The organism is Clostridium ragsdalei P11 (assembly GCF_001675165.1).
Lineage (GTDB): Bacteria > Bacillota > Clostridia > Clostridiales > Clostridiaceae > Clostridium_B > Clostridium_B ragsdalei.
Genome location: NZ_LROS01000011.1, coordinates 52163 through 68898, shown reverse-complemented (window position 1 = coordinate 68898; position 16736 = coordinate 52163). Strand labels below are relative to the sequence as shown.

General features: G+C 30.4%; 16 protein-coding genes. 15 read left to right on the top strand and 1 reads right to left on the bottom strand.

The window, feature by feature from the left end; all coding sequences use genetic code 11:
- Positions 1 to 54 precede the first annotated feature (54 nt).
- From CLRAG_RS05195 to CLRAG_RS05130, 14 genes are all read left to right on the top strand, one after another.
- Complete coding sequence (locus CLRAG_RS05195; RefSeq protein ID WP_065077423.1) at positions 55 to 1353, top strand: M16 family metallopeptidase; 1299 nt, start codon at positions 55 to 57, stop codon at positions 1351 to 1353.
- An 87-nt stretch (positions 1354 to 1440) separates the two neighbouring features.
- Positions 1441 to 1713 carry a YlmC/YmxH family sporulation protein gene (locus CLRAG_RS05190; RefSeq protein ID WP_065077422.1) on the top strand — a complete coding sequence of 91 codons (273 nt, stop codon included), beginning with the start codon at positions 1441 to 1443 and terminating at the stop codon, positions 1711 to 1713.
- 106 nt (positions 1714 to 1819) lie between these two features.
- Entirely contained in the window at positions 1820 to 2485 is a 666-nt protein-coding gene (locus CLRAG_RS05185) for a ClpP family protease (RefSeq protein WP_065077421.1), read from the top strand.
- Positions 2486 to 2668: 183 nt separating this feature from the next.
- Positions 2669 to 4927: an FtsK/SpoIIIE family DNA translocase gene (locus CLRAG_RS05180; RefSeq protein WP_065077420.1), complete on the top strand. Its 2259-nt coding sequence runs from the start codon at positions 2669 to 2671 to the stop codon at positions 4925 to 4927.
- Between the two features lie 59 nt (positions 4928 to 4986).
- Positions 4987 to 6309, top strand: coding sequence for a 30S ribosomal protein S12 methylthiotransferase RimO (gene rimO, locus CLRAG_RS05175; RefSeq protein ID WP_065077419.1), 1323 nt, complete (start codon positions 4987 to 4989; stop codon positions 6307 to 6309).
- A gap of 1 nt (position 6310) precedes the next feature.
- Positions 6311 to 6898, top strand: coding sequence for a CDP-diacylglycerol--glycerol-3-phosphate 3-phosphatidyltransferase (pgsA, locus tag CLRAG_RS05170; RefSeq protein ID WP_013237992.1), 588 nt, complete (start codon positions 6311 to 6313; stop codon positions 6896 to 6898).
- A gap of 188 nt (positions 6899 to 7086) precedes the next feature.
- Complete coding sequence (gene recA, locus CLRAG_RS05165) at positions 7087 to 8133, top strand: recombinase RecA (protein ID WP_065077715.1); 1047 nt, start codon at positions 7087 to 7089, stop codon at positions 8131 to 8133.
- Positions 8134 to 8368: 235 nt separating this feature from the next.
- Positions 8369 to 9913, top strand: a complete 1545-nt coding sequence (gene rny / locus CLRAG_RS05160) for a ribonuclease Y (protein ID WP_065077418.1) — start codon at positions 8369 to 8371, stop codon at positions 9911 to 9913.
- 150 nt (positions 9914 to 10063) lie between these two features.
- On the top strand, positions 10064 to 10324 hold the full coding sequence (locus CLRAG_RS05155; RefSeq protein ID WP_023163135.1) for a stage V sporulation protein S: 261 nt from the start codon (positions 10064 to 10066) through the stop codon (positions 10322 to 10324).
- Positions 10325 to 10481: 157 nt separating this feature from the next.
- A complete protein-coding gene (locus CLRAG_RS05150) occupies positions 10482 to 11342 on the top strand; it encodes a decaprenyl-phosphate phosphoribosyltransferase (protein WP_065077417.1) in 861 nt (286 codons plus the stop codon).
- An 18-nt stretch (positions 11343 to 11360) separates the two neighbouring features.
- Positions 11361 to 12662 carry a hypothetical protein gene (locus CLRAG_RS05145; RefSeq protein ID WP_065077416.1) on the top strand — a complete coding sequence of 434 codons (1302 nt, stop codon included), beginning with the start codon at positions 11361 to 11363 and terminating at the stop codon, positions 12660 to 12662.
- On the top strand, positions 12659 to 13015 hold the full coding sequence (locus CLRAG_RS05140) for an EamA family transporter (RefSeq protein WP_013237998.1): 357 nt from the start codon (positions 12659 to 12661) through the stop codon (positions 13013 to 13015). Before CLRAG_RS05145 ends, CLRAG_RS05140 begins: the two co-directional genes overlap by 4 nt.
- 71 nt (positions 13016 to 13086) lie before the next feature.
- A complete protein-coding gene (locus CLRAG_RS05135; RefSeq protein WP_065077415.1) occupies positions 13087 to 14280 on the top strand; it encodes a pyridoxal phosphate-dependent aminotransferase in 1194 nt (397 codons plus the stop codon).
- A gap of 124 nt (positions 14281 to 14404) precedes the next feature.
- Positions 14405 to 14665, top strand: a complete 261-nt coding sequence (locus CLRAG_RS05130) for an HPr family phosphocarrier protein (protein WP_013238000.1) — start codon at positions 14405 to 14407, stop codon at positions 14663 to 14665.
- Positions 14666 to 14833: 168 nt separating this feature from the next.
- Here the strand turns inward: CLRAG_RS05130 and CLRAG_RS05125 are convergent, their stop codons facing one another.
- On the bottom strand, positions 14834 to 15049 hold the full coding sequence (locus CLRAG_RS05125) for a DUF378 domain-containing protein (RefSeq protein ID WP_065077414.1): 216 nt from the start codon (positions 15047 to 15049) through the stop codon (positions 14834 to 14836).
- 248 nt (positions 15050 to 15297) lie between these two features.
- On the opposite strand from CLRAG_RS05125, the gene purB reads away from it, so the two are divergent.
- Positions 15298 to 16728 (top strand): adenylosuccinate lyase, encoded by a 1431-nt coding sequence (gene purB, locus CLRAG_RS05120; protein ID WP_065077413.1) that lies wholly within the window; start codon positions 15298 to 15300, stop codon positions 16726 to 16728.
- Positions 16729 to 16736 lie beyond the last annotated feature (8 nt).

The following is a 16736-nucleotide window of genomic DNA, read 5'->3' as shown; positions in this document are numbered from 1 at the left end:
AACTCTTGCAGTATAGTGTGTAGGGTTAATATCACTATAGGGCAGTAAAAGCCAATGTATAATCTGTTTCAATTGGATAATGGACTTAAGGTAATTGTAGAGAATATAGATTATGTAAATTCTATAAGTGTAGGTCTATGGGTAAAAAATGGATCTAGAAATGAAAATGAAGAAAATAATGGCATCTCACACTTTATAGAACATATGTTTTTTAAAGGAACATCAAATAGAACATCTCTTGAAATAGCTGAATGCATAGAAGATGTAGGAGGGCAGATAAATGCTTTTACAGGTAAAGAAGCTACATGCTTTTACGTAAAAGCACTGGATTCACATTTCGAACTGGCAATAGATGTTATATCTGATATGCTATTTAACAGCAAATTTTCCCCTGAAGACATAGAAAAGGAAAAGGGAGTTGTAATTGAGGAGATAAATATGAATGACGATTCTCCAGAAGATGTACTTTCAGACCTTCATAGCAAAGCTATGTGGGGAGATGATTCGATATCATTACCAATACTGGGGAATGCTGATACTGTAAAATCTTTTACAAGAGAAGAACTGCTAGAATATATAAGGTCTCATTATATACCTGAAAATTCTGTAGTGTCCATAGCAGGCAAAATTGACATGAATACAGTTGAAAAATTGATGGAAAAGTATTTTGAAAAATGGAATTCCAATGGAAAGAGCCTAATAAATTATTCTAGACCCCAATTTTTAAAAAATCATCTTTTTAAAAGAAAAAGTATAGAACAGTTACACATAAGTCTTGGTGTACCTGGAGTTGAAAATGGCAATGATGATATTTATGCACTTTTGCTTTTAAACAATGTGTATGGGGGAGGGACTTCTTCCATACTATTTCAAAAAATAAGAGAGGAAATGGGAATTTGTTATTCAATTTATTCTTATCCAGCTTCCTTTAATAACATAGGAGTAGTTAATATTTATACTGGATTAAATGTGAAATATTCTTATGATGTAATATGCAGGATAAAAGATGAACTGCAAAAATTTGTAAAAGAAGGCGTAGACTCTAACAGATTGAAAAAAGCAAAGGAACAATTAAAAGGAAATTACGTACTAGGACTTGAAAGTATGAGTAGTAAAATGTTTAGTAATGGGAAATCAGTCTTGTTTCTAAATAAGTTGAGTACTCCCTCGGATATAATAGACAAAATAAATAAAATAGATCAAGATACTATTAAAAGGGTTATGAAAAATACTTTTTGTAAGGGAATAGTAAATTCTGCTTTTGTAGGAGAAAAAGTAGATATATATCTTATGGAAAATTTATTAGAGAAAGATACAGATTTATTTCCAAAATCAGAACACAATTTATTGTAAAGCATTTAATTATTAAAAAATTAGTTGGTAATAAAGAGAAAATATCCCTCATAATATTTAATATACAATTGAATAGGGGGATGTAATATGGATGAAAATATAAAGTTTTATAGTGAAATGGAAAGATATGAGATTATAAATGTAAATGATGGAAATAAATACAATTGCCTTGGAAATAATGATATAATAGTGGATTCTTCTGGAAACTTAAAAATACTTATTTTAAGTGAAAGTAAATCAAAATTTTCAATTTTTGGTAAAAGCGAATTTATAGAAGTTCCTTGGGAATACGTAAAAAAAATAGGGGCTAAGACTATTATAATAGATGTAGAAGAAAAATCTTTAAAAAGAGTTCATTAAAATAAATATGATTTTAATATAAAAGATCAACTTATGAGCTCCATTCAGAAAGGTATATGAATCTCCTAAAATGCATAAGCTAAACTTGTTCAAGGAGGAGATTAAAATGCCAGAAGATGAAACTAAGAATAGAAAATTGGAAAATATTAAAGAACTAGGGTCTGTAAATGTAGCTGAAGGAAGAGACAATATTCAGATACTTCCAATAATAGGTCAAATAGAAGGTCATGTAAATCTTTCATCTGAAACTAAAACCACTAAATATGAACATGTGATACCAAATTTAATAGAAATTGAAAATGATAAAAGAGTAGAAGGATTGCTTGTAGTTTTAAATACTGTAGGAGGAGATGTAGAAGCGGGCCTTGCTATAGCAGAGATGATAAGAAGCTTAAGTAAACCGACGGTATCTCTTGTTATAGGAGGAGGACATTCTATAGGTGTGCCACTTGCTACAGCCTCTGATTATTCCTTTATATCTCCTAGTGCAACCATGATTATACATCCAATAAGAATGAGTGGTATGGTTATTGGAGTACCTCAGACTTTTGAATATTTTAATAAAATGCAGGAGAGAATAAATGAATTTATAGTTCGAACATCTAAAATAACTGGAGAAAAGTTAACTGAGTTGATGCTTCAGACAGATGAACTTTTAAATGATATGGGTACTATATTGATTGGGAAACAGGCAGTGGAGCAAGGCTTAATTGATGAAGTGGGTGGAATAAGTCAGGCTATTAACAAACTAAATGAAATGATGGCAAAATAAATTTACTTTTATTAAATTAGCCATAGGATTTATCCTATGGTAATTTATGTTTTAATATAAATATTTAAAGTCTTATCTATTAAAAACATTAAAGGAAAAAGGAAAGCTATGTAGAATATTTAATTTAGAAATATCTATTTTTAAATTAAAGTGTGTCTGTAATTTACTGGAGGCGATATAGATATGGCTAAAAGCAGAAAAAAAGAAACTCATGTACTTGACAAAGAAATAAAGGGCATAGTGCTATTTACAGTAGGCGTGCTTATGATAATAAGTGTATTTTCACCGTCTTCCTCTGGTATTATCGGTAGATTTATAAAAAAAATCTTAATAGCAGTATTCGGAATAGGATCTTATATATTACCATTTTTTATAATATTTATAGGATGCTGCTGTATAGCAAAGAAAAATAAGATAAATTTCAACAAAAAATTTTATGGAATTTTACTCTTTATTATAAATACACTGTTATTCATACAACTAATAGTTATGTCTGACTATTATGTAGAATATAGCTTGATTTCAGGTATAGAACGATTGTATGAATCAAATACTGTATTTCATGGAGGAATAATAAGTTTCCTAATAGATGTTCCACTTTTTAAATTGTTTGGAAAAACAGGCTGCTATGTTATATTTATATCAATTTACATAATATCTTTTATAATAATGAGTAAGGTTACTATATACGATGTATTACATAATATAAAAGCTTTTTTCCTTGAAAAAAATACAAACAATGACACTAAAATAGAAGACAAAATTTTAAATCAAGGTAAAATTGAAAATGAAGAAGTAAACAAAGATGATTTCATTAAAACTATAAACAATAGAATAAAGATATTAGATTTTATGAAATCATCAGATATAAAGGATAATTATAGATCAGAAAAGCCTAAGGAAAACAGTGAAAATTTAACGTATCCTACTGAACTTGAAAATGACACTTACAAAAAAAATTGTGAATTAATAAATGAAGAGCTTGAAAAAAATATGACAGAAAGTGAAAAAAACTTAGTTTCAGTATATAATTTTCCTTCAGTGGATTTATTGAGACAAAATGTACAGTCAAAGTTAAATAAGCATGATAAAAAGGAATTAATAAGCAGTGCCAATAAGCTAGAAGAAACTCTTGGAAATTTTGGAGTAGATGCAAAGGTGCTTCAAGTAAGCAAGGGACCTTCTGTAACTAGATTTGAACTTCAGCCAAGTCCTGGAGTTAAAGTAAGTAAAATTGTAAATTTATCAGATGACATAGCCCTTGGACTTGCAGCTTCAGGAGTGAGAATAGAAGCTCCCATACCAGGAAAATCTGCCATAGGTATAGAAGTGCCAAATAAAGATTTGACACCAGTTTATTTAAGGGAAGTTGTAGAATCAGAGGAGTTTATAAATTCAAAGTGTAAACTAGCTTACTGTCTTGGAAAAGACATAGGAGGAAATTGTATAGTATCAGATCTTACTAAAATGCCACATATGCTTATTGCAGGTGCAACGGGGTCAGGTAAAAGTGTGTGTATAAATGCTCTTATAATAAGCTTGATCTATAAGTATTCTCCTGATGATGTTAAACTTTTGATGGTAGATCCTAAAGTGGTGGAATTAAATGTATATAATGGCATCCCACATCTTCTTATACCCGTAGTTGTAGACCCTAAAAAGGCATCAGGTGCATTAAATTGGGCTGTACAAGAAATGACAAGGAGATATAAGCTCTTTGCAGAAAATAATGTAAGAAATATAGAGGGATATAATCAATTGTTTCAAGAAGGAAAAACAGATAGTAAGCTTCCTTTTGTAGTTATAATAATTGATGAACTTTCTGATTTAATGATGGTATGTCCAAATGAAATTGAAGATTATATAGGACGTCTCGCTCAAATGGCAAGGGCAGCTGGAATGCATTTGGTTATAGCTACTCAGAGACCTTCTGTAGATGTAATTACTGGAGTAATTAAGGCAAATATACCTTCAAGAATATCTTTTGCAGTATCTAGTCAAATTGATTCTAGAACTATACTGGATAGTGCTGGAGCTGAGAAATTACTTGGAAAAGGAGATATGTTATTTTATCCTGTAGGTGAAGCAAAACCTATAAGAATACAGGGAGCCTTTATATCCGAAGGTGAAGTTGAAAAAGTAGTAAATTATATAAAAGATGAACAAGGTGGACCTAATTATGAGGATAAAATAATCGAGCAAATAGATACAAATGTAGTGAAAACTAGTAGTGATAGCGATGAACTTTTAGATGAGGCAATTAGAATTGTAGTAGATGCAGGACAAGCATCTACATCTTTACTTCAAAGAAGGCTTAGAATAGGATATAATAGAGCGGCTAGAATAATAGAAGAAATGGAAGACAGAGAAATAATATCAAAAAAGGATGGAACAAAGCCAAGACAAATTCTAATTGACAGAAATCATTATGAAAATACGTAAATTAATGCAATAGTAATATTTTATATAAGATTAAAAATAACTAAATAGGAGGAAGTTTGGTGGATAAACTAAGAGTTGGACTAATAAGTTTAGGCTGTGACAAAAATAGATTGGATTCTGAAATAATGTTAAGTAATTTAAATCAAGAATACAGTTTAGTTCATGATCCTAAATTAGCGGATGTAATAATTATAAATACATGTGGGTTTATAGAATCAGCTAAGCAGGAATCCATAGATACAATACTTGAAATGTCACAGTATAAAGAAAAATTTAATTGCAAATTAATTGTGGCAACAGGATGCCTGGCTCAAAGGTATGGTAAGGAACTTATGAAGTTATTACCTGAAGTAGATATAATGCTTGGAGTAAATGATTATGATAAGTTAAATGAAACTATAAAGAAATGTATTGAAACTAACAACAGTAGGATTTATAATTGTGATTACAGTGATTCTAATATAAATGAAGGAAAAAGAATACTTACTACGTCAACACACACTGCTTATTTGAGAATTGCAGAAGGATGTGACAATCATTGTACCTATTGTATAATTCCTAAAATAAGGGGAAAGTATAGAAGTAGAACCATTGAAAACATAATAAACGAATGTAATGATTTAGCTAATCAAGGTGTTAAGGAGATAATACTTATTGCACAGGACACTACAAGATATGGAATAGACATATATGGTAAAAAAGTGCTTCCTGAACTCATTCAAAAAATATCTAAAATTAATGGAATAGAGTGGATAAGGCTTTTATATTGCTACCCTGAGGAATTAACGGATGAAATTATAAATGAAATTTCAATAAATGATAAAGTATGTAAGTATATAGATATACCTATTCAACATATAAGTGATTCTATACTGAAGCTTATGGGAAGAAGAGGAAGAAAATTAGACATAATAGAAAATATAGATAAGCTTAGAGCTAGAGCAAAGGGTATTGCAATTAGGACTACAATAATAGTTGGCTTTCCTGGAGAGACAGAAGAAAATTTTGAAGAACTAAAGGACTTTGTAAGTACTATGAAATTTGATAACTTAGGTGTATTTAAGTATTCCAGAGAGGAAGGAACTGCAGCTGCAGAAATGAAAGATCAGGTTCCTGAGGAGATTAAATCTGCAAGGGAAGGAGAACTTATGGTACTTCAAAAGAAGGTAATGAGTTCCATAAATAAAAGTAAAATTGGGAGAACTTATAAAGTAATTATAGAAGGAAAAAAAGGAGAACTGTGGTACGGAAGAAGTTATGAAATGGCTCCAGATATAGACGGAGTTATATATATAAAGTGTAAAAAAACTTTAAAAATAGGTACTATGGTTAATGTAAAAATTACTCATAGCCTTGAATATGATTTGGTAGGAGTTGTATGAAATGAATCTAGCAAACAAGCTTACAATGCTTAGAATGATATTGATTCCGTTTTTTTTAATATTTATAACGGTAAAGGGGATGCCCTATGGTAAACTTATTGCAATAGCTATTTTTATATTAGCATCTATTACAGATAAATTAGATGGGTATATAGCTAGAAGCAGAAACCAAATAACAAATTTTGGAAAATTTATGGATCCCCTAGCGGATAAACTTTTGGTCACTACTGCACTTATATGTCTTGTAGAGTACCATATAATACCATCTTGGGTTGCGGTGATAATAGTAGCTAGAGAATTTGCAGTTACAGGACTGAGAACAATTGCAGCAGCAGAAGGAATGGTAATAGCTGCAAGTCCTTGGGGAAAAGCTAAAACTGCAACACAAATAATTGCTATAATTCTTGCTCTTTTAAATTTAACTTATAATCATGTATCATTAAGTTTACTTAGGGGATTTTTGAACCGTCCTCACAAAGTTTTAAATTTAGTTACAGATGTTGCTATGGGTATAGCTATAATAATGACTTTAATTTCAGGTATAGATTACTTCCTAAAAAATAAAGAAGTTATAAGGACAGACAGATAATTAAGTAATATTGATTAAAATGTTTTTAAGTGTTCATAATTAAAGCTAAATACACAATTATGAAAAAAACTGTTGACTGTATAGTGTAGATAGTATATAATTTATACAGAACATGCGTTCGTATTAGAGAGGAAGTGAACTTCTTGGCAAATTTAAGTAATGAGAAATTACAGGCTATAGAATCAGCTATGGGACAGATAGAAAAACAATTTGGAAAAGGTGCCATAATGAAACTAGGAGAACACAGTGTATTAAATGTGGATGCCATTTCAACAGGCTGCCTTGACTTAGATATAGCATTAGGTATAGGTGGTGTTCCAAGAGGAAGGGTAATAGAAATATTTGGCCCTGAATCTTCAGGTAAGACTACGGTGGCACTTCATATAATTGCAGAAGCTCAGAAAAATGGAGGTGCTGCAGCTTTTATAGATGCAGAGCATGCACTGGATCCTTCTTATGCCCAAAATTTAGGAGTAGATATAAATAATCTTATTGTATCTCAACCAGATACTGGAGAACAGGCTATGGAGATAACAGAAGCACTTGTAAGATCCAATGCTATAGATGTTTTGGTAGTGGATTCAGTAGCAGCACTTGTGCCAAAGGCTGAAATAGAGGGAGAAATGGGAGACTCACATGTGGGACTTCAAGCTAGGCTTATGTCCCAAGCTCTTAGAAAACTTACATCTTCTATAAATAAATCAAAGTGTGTAACAGTATTTATAAATCAATTAAGAGAAAAAGTAGGAGTTATGTTCGGCAATCCTGAGGTTACGCCTGGTGGAAGAGCTTTAAAGTTTTATTCTTCAGTTAGAATGGATGTAAGAAGAATAGACTCTATAAAGCAAGGAGATACCATAGTAGGTAATAGAACAAGAGTAAAGGTTATTAAAAATAAAGTAGCTCCACCTTTTAAACAGGCAGAGTTTGACATAATGTACAATCAAGGTATTTCAAGAGAAGGAAATGTGTTGGATGTAGGTGTTAGAGAAGAATTGGTACAGAAAAGTGGTGCATGGTTTTCCTATAAAGAAACACGGCTTGGACAAGGCAGGGAAAATGCAAAACAATTTTTGAAAGAAAATAATGATATATTAGTTGAGATAGAAAGCAAGATAAGGGAAAAATATAAATTGCCTTCTTTAAAAAAGAATTCTCTTGAAGACAAAGATAAAAGTAATGTTGGTAGTAAAACTGATTCAAAAAAAGATAATTTAAAACATTCTGATAAATAGCTTATAAAAGGGAGTAATTTACTCCCTTTTATAAGTAAAAATAAGTACCAAATTTTGTTTAAGAGAATAAAATGCATATAACTTGACAATAATTAAAATATAATATAAAATTAAGACAAATTCTGGTTTATCATGTATTTAGGAATTACCAATTGAATAAATATGGCACCTTTTCTATGCTTGCATATTTAACTGAATTATAGATTTACATAATAAGAGCAAAGGAGGTGTTCATGTGAATTCCATAATAATATATGAGGTTATTGCTGGTATAATAATAGCAGCTGCCTTGATAGTTCAATTCAATATGATCAAAAAGAAAGCAGTTGTTATAAAATCACAGGCTTTAGAAGAGTCTAATAGATTGAAGGAAGAGGCAAAAAAACAAGCTGAAACCCAAAAAAAAGAGGCTATACTAGAAGCTAAAGAGGAAATTCATAAATTAAGAAATGATTTTGACAAAGAGTCTAGAGATAGAAGAAATGAAAATCAAAGACTTGAAAGAAGGTTAATCCAGAGAGAAGAGTTATTAGATAAGAAAAGTGATACTCTTGAAAAGAGAGATAGTGGCCTAGATAAAAAACAGCAGGACATAGATAAATTACAGATAAGTGTAGAGGAATTATATAAGAAACAAAGAGAAAAGCTAGAAAAGTTATCAGGACTAAGTTCTGAAGAGGCTAAGAATATTTTACTAGAACAAGTTAATAAGGAAATAAAACATGAATCTGCGATGATGATTAAAGAAATTGAAACAAAAGCTAAAGAAGAAGCTGATAAAAAAGCAAGAGAAATTATAACTTGTGCTATCCAGAGATGTGCTGCTGATCATGTAGCAGAGACTACAGTACATGTTGTACCTTTACCTAATGACGAAATGAAGGGCAGAATAATAGGTAGAGAGGGTAGAAATATAAGGACTCTTGAAACGTTAACTGGTGTAGATCTTATAATAGATGATACACCTGAAGCTGTAATATTGTCGGGCTTTGATCCTATAAGGAGAGAGGTTGCAAGAATAGCACTGGAGAAACTTATAATTGATGGAAGAATACACCCAGCAAGAATCGAAGAAATGGTTCAAAAAGCTGAAAAAGAAGTTGAAAATAATGTTAAAGAAGAAGGAGAACAGGCCACTTTTGAAACTGGCGTGCACGGCCTTCATATGGAATTAGTAAAGTTATTAGGAAGATTGAAGTATAGAACCAGCTATGGTCAAAATGTTTTAAAACACTCTGTGGAAGTTGCCTATTTGGCTGGACTTATGGCATCAGAAATTGGCATAGATCCAACTATAGCTAAAAGAGCAGGATTGCTTCATGATATAGGTAAAGCAGTGGATCATGAAGTTGAAGGCCCTCATGCTGTTATAGGTTCAGAGGTTGCTAAAAAATACAGAGAATCACCAATAATTGTAAATGCTATTGCAGCTCATCATGGAGATGTAGAATTTCAATCCTTAGAAGCTGTACTCGTTCAAGCGGCGGATGCTATTTCTGCTGCAAGGCCTGGTGCTAGAAGAGAAACACTGGAAGCTTACATTAAGCGTCTAGAAAAACTTGAAGAAATAGCAAATACATGTGAAGGTGTAGAAAAGTCATATGCCATTCAAGCGGGAAGAGAACTTAGAATAATGGTTAAACCAGAAAATATTGATGATGCAGGTGCTATTGAAATGGCAAGGAACATAGTAAAGAAAATTGAAGAAGAGCTAGAGTATCCTGGTCAGATTAAAGTAAATGTCATTAGAGAGACTCGTGCAATTGAATATGCAAAATAATAAATAGTATTGTTATAACATAGAAAAATATTCCTTTTAGGTTTTGTAACCTAAAAGGAATTTTTGATTTTTTGTAGAATACTATATATATGTAGTAGTAATAATTAAAGTTAATGTAAAGAGTTATTATAATATATAGGAGGTTTAATTATGGAAGTATTAAAAGTTTCAACAAAATCAAGTCCAAATTCGGTGGCAGGAGCATTAGCAGGAGTTTTAAGGGAAAGGGGAGCAGCAGAGATACAAGCTATAGGAGCAGGAGCGTTAAATCAAGCTGTTAAAGCTGTAGCTATTGCTAGAGGGTTCGTAGCACCTAGTGGAATCGATTTAATATGTATTCCGGCATTTACGGACATTGAAATAGATGGAGAAGAGAGGACTGCAATTAAATTAATAATACAGCCAAGATAACAATAAAAATTAATTTTTATCAAAGGACTTGTGATTTATCTCAAGTCCTTTATTATATTACGATTAAAATGACATATTGACTATAACATAGACTATGTTAAAATGTAAAAAGACGCATAATTCAACTTTAACATATATACAGCTAGGGAGGAAAGTTATGGGAGCAATAATTGAACTAATGAGACCTAAGCAGTGGAGTAAAAATTTTTTTGTTTTCGCTGCAATTATTTTTTCAGGAAATTTTTTACACACCAGTGTATTAGAGAATAATATATTAACTTTTATTTTATTTTGTATGACATCTTCTACTATTTATGTATTAAATGATATTGTAGATGTTGAAAAGGACAAGTGCCATCCTGATAAGAAAAACAGACCTATTGCAAGTGGCCGTGTATCTAAAAATAAAGCTATCACCTTAGATATACTATTATTTATTTTAGTAATATGCCTTACTTATATATTTCTAAATGTAGAAATTTTGCTTATTTTTTTGTTGTATATTATAGTGAATATATTCTACTCCTTTAAACTTAAAAATTTAGTTATAATAGATGTTATGACTATTGCTTTTGGATTTGTATTAAGGGTTGAAAGTGGAAGTATAGCTACAGGGGTTCAGGTTTCACCCTGGTTGTTTTTATGTACGATACTTCTAGCACTGTTTTTAGGTTTAAACAAAAGAAAAAGTGAGATTGTAACTTTAAAGGACAAGAGAAGTTCTTCTAGAAAGATATTAGAAAAATATTCAATTGAGAATATTGATAAAATGTTAACTATAGTAAACCCATCTGTACTTATGGCTTATTGCCTGTATACTTTTAGTTCTACACAAAGTAGAACTATGATGTTTACTATTCCTTTTGTATTGTATGGTATACTCAGATATGAATATTTAATGGATAAAGAAAATATAGGTGGAAAGCCGGAGGATGTATTTCAAAAAGATATACCTTTTCTTGCGGATATATTAATATGGATTATAGCTGTTATAGCTATAATATATTTTAAATTATAGAAGGGAAACCAGTTTTAAATGAAATCTAACGTTTTTGAATATAATTACTACCAATCAAGAAATGATAACTACAATAATAACAATAGGTATTATTATATTATGATGGCTTTAGGTATGACTTTATCTATACTATGGGTAATTTTTGTGAATGCTAAGCCATTTTCAGATTTTGATTACTATTATAGTTTGGCAAAGGAAATATCAAGAGGACTTCCTTGGGGAGATACATATACTTCTGTAGGCTATCCCATAGTTTTAGGGGGGATATTTAAGCTATTTGGAGCTAGTGTATTAACGGCTAAAATATTTAATTTGTGTATTACTTTTATAAATTACTTGTGTTTTAAGTTTATCTTATATAAGGTGAACTTAAAGGAAATAGATAGGAAAATAATATTTGGATTATTTGTGTTGTTCCCTAATAACATACTTTTTAACAGTATTTTAGGTACAGAACTTATTTTTACAAGTATAATGCTTGCAGCCACTTGTCTTTATTTTAGTGATTTGAGATTTAAGTATTTTTTTATAGGAATATTTACAGGACTTAATACAATAGTAAAGCCCTTTTTTATAGTATTTTTCTTTGCTATATTTTTAGTAGATGTAATAAAGCATAAAAAGTTGATTTGGGCTTTTAGAAATTCTCTTATTGTTCTTATAATGAGTATAATTGTTATTTCTCCCTGGATATATAGAAACACAAAATTAATGGGACAACATACTTTTGTATCTAATAATGGTGGAATAGTACTTTATATAAATAATAACTCACAAAATCATTTGGGAAGATGGATGCCTGCAGCAGATGTGGAAGATTCTATTGTAAATAAACCTGAATATAAAAAGGCAAATAGAACAGAACAAAATAAGATGTTAAGTGCTGCTGCAAAAAAATGGATAAAAGGCCATCCTGTTGATTTTATAGAATTGGGATTTAAAAGATTGCTTAATACATATTTTTGGAGTGATGATGTAACGTATAGTACTTATGGTAGTGGAGTTAATAAGAGCTATGTTCACACTCTGTTTGCAATTGACAATATTATAAGGGTAATTGTGTTTTTATCCACTATTATATATGTTTTGTTATATTCGTTAAGAACACTTTATAGTATCTTTAAAGGCAGAAGTGATGAATTAGATAAATTTAAACTTTATTTAGTAATGTTATTTTTTATGTTTACCTCTGTTTATTTTGTAACAGAAGGACAAGGGCGGTATTCCTTCCCAGAAATATTTATAGCTGTTTATTGCTGTTATTTTTCTTTAAAATACTTATTACATCTATTATTAAAAGTTAAGGGGATAAGGGCATGATTGTATTGATATTAATATCGGTTTTTTTGGGAGCCATTGGACAGGTACTTGTAAAGTATGGAGCAGTAAATCTCAATCTAAACTTTACTATAAAATATTTAATTCCAAGTATTTTAAGCATATTAAAAAATTTACCCGTTATGCTAGGAATTATATCCTATGGATTAAGTTTCTTACTATGGATAAAGGTTTTGAGTAAGGTAGAATTAAGTTATGCTTATCCTATGGTTAGTTTAGGATATATAATAACTATGGTGTTTTCTTATTTTATGTTTAAGGAAAACATATCTTTTATAAGAATACTAGGAGTAGCTTTTATAATGCTTGGGGTAATACTTGTTTCAAGAAGTTAGAATAAAAAACTCTGACTTATCTTATTATAAATAAAGAATGTTGTAAATTAAATTGTAATGGAGGAATGAAAATGATATTGTCAAAAAAAGCTGAAAAAATTCAACCGTCTATAACTTTAGCTATAACAGCTGAAGCTAAAAGAATGAAATCAGATGGAATTGATGTAATAGGTTTTGGAGCAGGAGAACCTGATTTTAATACACCAGAAAATATTCAGGAAGCTGCAATAGAGTCTATGAAAAAAGGGTGCACAAAATATACTCCAGCGTCTGGTATTTCAGAGCTGAAAGAGGCTATTGTTAAAAAATTTAAAAAAGATAATGAACTGAACTATAATATAAATCAGATTATAATATCTACAGGGGCAAAACAGTGCCTTTCAAATACATTTTTAGCTACATTGAACCCTGGAGATGAAGTTATAATACCTACGCCATATTGGGTAAGCTACCCTGAACTAGTTAAACTTGCAGATGGTGTGCCTGTATTTGCAGATACAAAAGAAGAAGATGGATTTAAATATACTTTAGAAACTTTAGAAAAAGCATATACTAAAAATACTAAAATGATTTTGTTAAATAGTCCTAATAATCCAACAGGAACTATTTATTCAAAAGAAGAACTTAAAGTAATAGCTAATTTTGCAAAGGAAAAGGATTTGCTCATTTTATCTGATGAAATATATGAAAAATTAATATATGGTACTAATGGACACATAAGTATAGCAAGTTTGTCAGAAGATGCTTACAACAGAACAATAGTTATAAATGGAGTTTCAAAAACCTATGCTATGACAGGATGGAGAATAGGCTATGCTGCAGCAAATAAAGATATAATAAAGGTAATGTCTAATATACAGAGCCATACTACTGGAAATCCTAATTCTATAGCACAATATGCAGCTGTGGCTGCTTTAAATGGAAAAGATACTCAGATTAAAAGTATGGTAAGTGAGTTTAAAAATAGAAGAGATTGTATGGTAGGTAAAATAGATAAAATGAAAAATGTTTCTTGTTTGAATCCAGAAGGAGCTTTTTATGTAATGTTAAATATATCAAATCTTTTTGGTAAAACTATAGATGATGTAGTAATAAATAATTCTTTAGAATTTTCACAAAAATTATTGGAGAAAGAAAAAGTAGCAGTAATTCCAGGTCTGGGTTTTGGACTAGATGGATACATAAGGTTATCCTATGCTACATCCATGGAAAATATACAAAATGGAATGGATAGGATAGATAAGTTTATATCTCAATTAAAATAGCCTATGACAGTTTTTGTCATAGAACAAAAAAATTGTATTGAAACGTAAACAAAAAATGGTATAATAAGTAGAGAAAGATTTGTCACATTGTGGTATATAATATTAAAGCATAGAGGTGAATTAAATGATTTCTAAAGAAGTTATAGTTAAAAGTTCTACAGGATTACATGCAAGACCTGCAACTCTATTAGTAAAAAAAGCTTCTTCATTTAAATCAGATTTATCCATAGAATTTGATGGAAAAAAAGCTAACATAAAGAGTTTAATTGGAGTTCTTTCATTAGGAGTAACTAAAGATTCTAAAGTTAAAATTACTGCATCAGGTAATGATGAATCACTAGCAGTAGAAGAGATTATTAAATTAATAAACTCACTAGAAGAGTAAGATAATAAATATAAGACCTATATAAAAGTATAGGTCTTATATTTATTTATCTGATGGCTACCTACTGTAACACTCCCACTTCTATCAAAGTGGGAGCTAACAGTAGCTACGCCCCTAGATAATTCATCTAAACTTAGTGGGAAAAACAAAATTCCCACTAAGTAAGATTCATTGATAGCCTTTTTTGGCTTTAAAAAATAGTATAATCATATCTATTCCTGCAGTTCCTATAAGTATATATAGTATTCTTCCAATTAAATTAACAGGGTCACCAAATAAAATCTCCACTATGTTAAAATCTAATAAACCTATTAGTCCCCAGTTTATGGCTCCGATAACTACTAAAATTAAAGAAACTTTATCTATGATACTAAGTTTATACATATTTTGCTTACTGGGTGGGTAAATCTGCCCAAACCCAATAAAGTTCACCTCTTTCTTTTTTTATTAGTTCTTAATTAAAGTATATTAGCTATATAATAAAATAGAACAGCTTGTATATTTTATTTGTTGGATAAAATTTGTTAAATCTATTATTTTAGTGAATATAAACGTGTAATATAGGAAAAATATATGTTATAATATGAATGATAAAAACAATTATATTACATACGTACGGAGGTATTTTTAAAATGAGAGACACATATACTACTCCTTTAAACACAAGATATGCATCTAAAGAGATGAGCTATATATTTTCTGATGAAAAGAAATTTAAAACTTGGAGAAAACTCTGGGTAGCTCTTGCAGAGTGTGAAAAGGAGCTTGGACTTAATATAACTTCTGAGCAAATAGATGAGCTGAAAGCTAATATGGAAAATATAAATTATGAAGATGCAAAAAAAAGAGAAAAGGAAGTAAGACATGATGTAATGAGTCATGTATATGCTTATGGTTTACAATGCCCTAAAGCTAAGGGAATAATACATTTGGGTGCAACTAGTTGTTATGTGGGGGATAATACTGATCTTATAATTATGAGAGAAGCCCTTCATATAATAAAGAGAAAAGTTATAAATGTAATAAGCTATCTTACTAAGTTTGCTTTGAAATATAAAGATATGCCAACTTTGGGTTTTACACATCTTCAACCTGCACAGCTTACTACAGTAGGAAAAAGGACAACTTTATGGCTTCAAGACCTTTATTTAGATATTGAAAATATAGAATTTGTCATACAAAATATGAGATTTAGAGGTGTAAAGGGAACTACCGGAACTCAAGCTAGCTTTATGGAACTTTTTAATGGAGATGAAGAAAAAGTAAAGAGATTAGATACAATGGTAACTAAGAAAATGGGATTTGAAAAGGAGTTTATGGTTACAGGACAGACTTATACTAGAAAACTTGATTCCATAATATTAAATACCCTATCAGAAATTGCTCAAAGTGCATATAAGTTCAGCAATGATTTAAGAATATTGCAGAATATGAAAGAGATGGAGGAACCTTTTGAAAAAAATCAAATAGGATCTTCTGCTATGGCATACAAGCGAAATCCTATGAGATGTGAGAGAATAGGTTCTCTTGCAAGATATATAATAGTAACAGCTTTAAATCCTGCTATAACAGCTTCAACTCAATGGTTTGAAAGAACTCTTGATGATTCAGCAAATAAGAGAATATCTATACCAGAAGCTTTTCTAGCTCTTGATGGAGTGCTAAACTTATATATGAATGTATCGGAAAATATGGTAGTTTATCCTAAGGTAATTGAATCTCATGTGGCTTCTGAACTTCCTTTTATGGCTACAGAAAACATAATAATGGAAGCTGTTAAAAAAGGTGGAGATAGACAGGAACTTCATGAAAGAATTAGGGTTCATTCTATGGAAGCAGCTAAAGTGGTAAAAGTTGAGGGAAAGAAGAACGACTTATTGGAAAGAATAATAGGAGATTCTTTCTTTAAGATGAGTGAAGAAGAGATACTTTCACTAGTGGATTCTAAGAAGTTTATAGGTAGGGCACCTGGCCAGGTAGTTGACTTTATCCAGCAGCAAATAAAACCTCTTCTTGATAAAAGCAAAGATATTTTAGGAGAAGAAGCTGAAATAGATGTTTAGGCATTTTC